Source organism: Actinomyces polynesiensis (genome assembly GCF_000820725.1).
Taxonomy (GTDB): Bacteria; Actinomycetota; Actinomycetes; order Actinomycetales; family Actinomycetaceae; genus Pauljensenia; species Pauljensenia polynesiensis.
In genome coordinates this window covers 1-4442 of record NZ_CCXH01000304.1, presented here as the reverse complement: position 1 = coordinate 4442, position 4442 = coordinate 1, and the positions used below count along the sequence as shown (strand labels likewise).

Sequence of the window (4442 nt, the reverse complement as noted above, 5' to 3'; positions counted from 1 at the left end):
CGGCGCGGCCGTCCCCGCAGACCACCTCCCGGCCGGCGAGGAGGAGACCCGATGAGCACCGCCGCGAACCCCAGCCAGAACATGTCCCCGGATCCGACCTCCACGCCCGCGGGCATCCCCTCCCGCAGCGCCCGCGCCCGGGAGCGCCGCCCGCACTACAGGCTCACCTGGCCGGGCGTGGTGCGCAGCGAGTGGATCAAGACCCTGGGCCTGCGCTCCACGTGGTGGACGCTCGGGGTGGCACTGGTCGTCATGGTCGCCTTCTCCGCCCTCATCGCCGTGTCCCTGTCGATGTCCTCCGACCAGATGGGTGGCGACATCGACGCCTTCCGCTTCGACGCGATCACCGCGGGCCTGAGCTTCGGCCAGCTCGCGGTGGCGGTGCTGGGCGCGCTGGTCATCACGGGGGAGTTCTCCACCGGCTCGATCCGCTCCACCTTCGCGGCGGTGCCCGGGCGCACCGGGGTGGTCCTGGCCAAGGCGGTGGTGCTCACGGTGCTCGTGGCGGTGACCGGGGCGGTCTCCACCGCACTGGCCTACGTGGTGGGCATCCCTGCCTTCTCCGGCACCTCCTACTCCTTCGACGCCTCGGACCCCACGACGTGGCGGATCCTGCTGGGGACCGTGCTGTACCTGGTCACCCTCGCCCTGTTCTCCCTGGGGGTCGGGGCGATCGTGCGCAACTCGACGGGCGCGATCTTCACCCTGGTCGCGATCGTCTTCGTCCTGCCGATGGTCGTCTCCATCGCGGGCGCCTTCGAGGCCACGAAGTGGATCGCGACGGCGGGGGAGTACCTCCCCGCCAATGCCGGCGGACAGCTGCTGGCCACGGCGACCGATCCCGATGCGCTCTCGCCCTGGCAGGGCTACGGGGTGTTCGCCGCGTGGACCGTGGTGGCGCTGGTGGTGGGGATCGTCCTCACCAAGAAGCGCGACGCCTGACGCCGACTTTCTGACGCCGACTTTCTGACCCCGCCGGCCTGCTTCCGACCGCCTGAGGTTCACGGCCGAAGCGGGGTGGGCCGGGGCGGGGGTGCCCGGTCCGGCGGGCCGTCGGGTTCGCGGGCCCGCGCGGGGTCCCGGCGCTCCCCCTGGAGGTCGTCGGGGGTCGACGAGGGCGCCTCCCCACGCTGCGGAGCCCCCACGGCACTACGGTGGGGAGGAGTCCACCGAGGGGAGACCGACATGGATGCGCGGTGCGTGGTGCGGGGTGTCTGGCCGGTCGTGGCCGCGGCCGGGGCCGGATCGGTCGCGACGGTGACGGGAGTGCGCTCGCGGTGGTACCGCGCGCTGCGCCAGCCGGCCATCCAGCCGCCACCCCCCGTGTTCCGGTGGGTGTGGACCGGTCTGTACTCCTCGGTGGCGGCGGCGTCGGTGGCCGTGGAACACAAAGACTCCGATCGCGGCCACCACGCCGCCCTGGTCCGTAACATGGCGCTCAATGCGGGGTGGACCTGGGTGTTCTTCCGGGGGCACTCCACCCGCGGTGGTGTCATCGTCGCCCTCGCGCTGGCCGCGGACTCGGTGTCCCTGGTGCGGCGGGCGTGGCGGGTTTCACGGCCCGCTGGTGCCGCGATCGCGCCCTACGCGGCCTGGACCTGTTTCGCGGTGGTGCTCAATGGCGCGATCATCGCGAAGAACCGTGGGGACAGGATCCCTTGCTTCCGACCCGGGGTCGGTCAGGAGTCCTGACCGGTGCCCTCCGGGCGCCGACGGACGAGGAGCCGGCGAGGCGTGGCGGGCACCCGGAGAGTGGGGATGTGTGACCCGGTCGGTGCCGACGCATCGGTCCCGGGGTGCCCGGACAGGCGGGGCGACCTTCAAGAGCTGTCCAGAGTTCGAGAAACTCATTGGACGAAAGTCCCGGAAATCCGTTCGAACCTGTGATCTGTGACACTTGCGGGGTGTCGTGCGTACCTACAGCTGTCAATCGAGTCAATCGAGTTCGGACTCGGACGTGATCGTCGAGGCGCTGAATGACTTGTCAGTACGATCGGTCTCGTCTTTATTTTCTTCCAGACATTCAGTTAGGCTCCCAGATGTGGAGCCGTGTCAATCCTCCTACGCTGACGGGTCCACGGTCCCGCGACCTGTCGATCCTCCAATTTTGAGGGGACCGGCCCGTCAGGAATGGCGAAGTGCGGGCAGAAGGAAGGGATTTGTCAGTGAAGCTGGAAACCAACAGACAGTGTGGTCAGCAGTTGCTGGGTGTCGGCGGAGAGCGCGACGGCAGTCGGAGGCGGCGCGCAACGGGCTGGGTGCTCGCCGGCGTCCTGGCGGCAGCATCAGGAGTCGGCCTGGCCACTGCTGCGGCAGCGGTGCCGCTGGGTGGGGAGGAGACCACGACGAGCATCTCCCCGATGGCCGCCTACAGCCAGTGGAACGTCGTGTCCTTCGGGGACATGGCGGTCCAAGTGGAGAGCGACGGAGCGGTAGCGGTGGGAGGTGAACTCACCTTCACGCGGACGAATGTCGGCATGAAGTCCTCAGCGGTGGTGCCGGGGGTGGGTGGAACGGTGGGAGTCCTGGCGCAGGACCTGAAGCTCGCCGCGCCCTCCTCGGGGACGCTCGAGGTCCATGCCGGTGGGCTCGTGGTGGGCAACGGCGGCGACGTCGACCTTCTGGACCGGGACTCGAACGGCGCGAGCGTCGCCCTGCGGGTCGTGGCGAAGGGCTCGGGCTACGACTCCGCTCCCTCGGTGATCCTCCGCAACGGGGAGAAGGCGGCGGTCAACGCCGAGTTGTTCTCCGAGCTGTTCAGCCAGGCTGCCGCGACCGCGACGAGCCAGAAGGTCAGCGCAGCGGCCTCCTGCAATCCGCAGGCGGCGGTCTCGATCTCAGGGAGCACGGCCACGGTCAGGCCTGTCGAGGGGACGACGAGCGTGTGGACGCTCAGTGCGACGCAGCTCAACGCCCTGAAGGAGATCAAGTTCGAGGGGGCGACGATCTCCGGCGGTACCGGGACGAACGTCGTCGTCAATGTCACCGGCGACGAGGACGTCTCACTCGGCTTCAACATGCCCGGGGTGGGTGAGAGCAACGCAGGTGGCATCCTGTGGAACTTCCCCGCCTCCACGCGCATCACCCAGGTGGGGGACAGCACCTACGGTTCGATCCTCGCCCCACAGGCACAGTTCGTGAAGAACAGCGCCAACATCAACGGCACCCTCGTCGCTGCCGGCGGCACGCTCTCCGGCAGCGAGCAGCACCACCATCCCTTCACCGGGACCCTGCTCTCGTGTGACACCATCACGCCACAGGAGGAGCCCTCGCAGGCGCCAACACCTGTGGTGTCGGAGGAGCCGTCCGAGTCCCCCACCCCTGTGGTGTCGGAGGCTCCCAGTGAGACGCCGAGCCCGGAGGTGTCCGACGAGCCGTCTGAGTCCCCGTCGCCGGAGGCCACCGACGAGCCGTCCGAGTCTCCGTCGCCGGAGGTCACTGACGAACCGTCTGACTCCCCGTCGCCGGAGGTCACTGAGGAGCCGTCGGAGTCCCCGTCGCCCTCCGTGTCGGACCCGTCCACGACGCCTGACGTGCCCGCTTCCGGTTCCGGCACCTCCACGCCGACCTCAGGCACCACGGGGACCTCGACCCCGGCATCGGGGGACACGGCTGAATCCACCACCGCTGGGTCCACCACCACCGCCGCCACCACCGGACAGGTGCTGGCCCACACCGGGAGTGATGCCGCGGGCCTGTTCGCCGCGGTGCTCGCTCTCTCGGTGGGAGGTGCAGCGGTGCTCAGCGTCCAGCGAGGTCGCAGGAAGTGAGGCCCCCGTCCGCCCGGCGTCCACACCCATCCGGGTGGTGACGCAGGAGTGACCGGTGATGCCCCCGGGATCGGCCCCTCACCAGGCCGTCCCGGGGGCATCACCACGCCAGCCCCGGGTTGCGTCCCGCGGTCCCCGCCCCGGGGTCCGCCCCCGCGATCCCCCGCCCGGGCCCTTGTCCGCTGCGCACTGTCAGCGGTCCGCCCTCCGCGACCTCCCTCCGTCGGCGTTCCCGGAGCCTCCACCCGCGGGACGGGCTCACCCGGAGTGGCCCACGTGACACCCCGCCTCCGACGCTGGTCCCACCACCCCCGAGGGGCCGCGTGCCATCCTTGACCACGTGACAGACCAGAACCATGCGGACGACCACCGCCCGGACCCAGATCGTGCAGGTGACCCCATGTCCCGTGGCCCACGCCGTGGCAGCCGCCCCTTCGACGACGACATGACCCCGGATCCGCCCGTGGACCCGGAGCTGGGCCTGGACCCGTCGCTGGACGCGCCCGCCCCGCACTCCCTGGCCGGTGACGGCGGCCTGCCGCCCGAGCCCGCAGAAGTTCCCGCCCCCGCACACCTGGTGGGTCGGGGCGCGCCGTCGGACCAGGAGGACTCCGGTCTTCCCCCACCCCGGCCGGTCCCGGAACCGTCCCGGACCTCTCCCACACCGCCGGC

At 70.6% G+C, this 4442-nt stretch carries 3 protein-coding genes and 1 pseudogene; all 4 read left to right on the top strand.

Going from position 1 to position 4442, the window contains the following annotated elements; genetic code table 11:
* Positions 1–51: 51 nt before the first annotated feature.
* Positions 52–942 carry an ABC transporter permease gene (locus TA90_RS12820; protein WP_052450885.1) on the top strand — a complete coding sequence of 297 codons (891 nt, stop codon included), beginning with the start codon at positions 52–54 and terminating at the stop codon, positions 940–942.
* Positions 943–1185: 243 nt separating this feature from the next.
* Entirely contained in the window at positions 1186–1692 is a 507-nt protein-coding gene (locus TA90_RS12815) for a TspO/MBR family protein (RefSeq protein ID WP_052450884.1), read from the top strand.
* A gap of 473 nt (positions 1693–2165) precedes the next feature.
* Positions 2166–3770, top strand: a complete 1605-nt coding sequence (locus TA90_RS13475) for a choice-of-anchor A family protein (protein WP_147513507.1) — start codon at positions 2166–2168, stop codon at positions 3768–3770.
* Between the two features lie 400 nt (positions 3771–4170).
* Positions 4171–4442, top strand: a pseudogene (locus TA90_RS15700) (hypothetical protein); the annotation flags it as partial.

What these genes read in the sequence shown, in the direction of transcription:
- TA90_RS12820 (WP_052450885.1), top strand. Translation starts at nt 52, where the DNA reads ATGAGCACCGCCGCGAACCCCAGCCAGAACATGTCCCCGGATCCGACC.
- TA90_RS12815 (WP_052450884.1), top strand. Translation starts at nt 1,186, where the DNA reads ATGGATGCGCGGTGCGTGGTGCGGGGTGTCTGGCCGGTCGTGGCCGCG.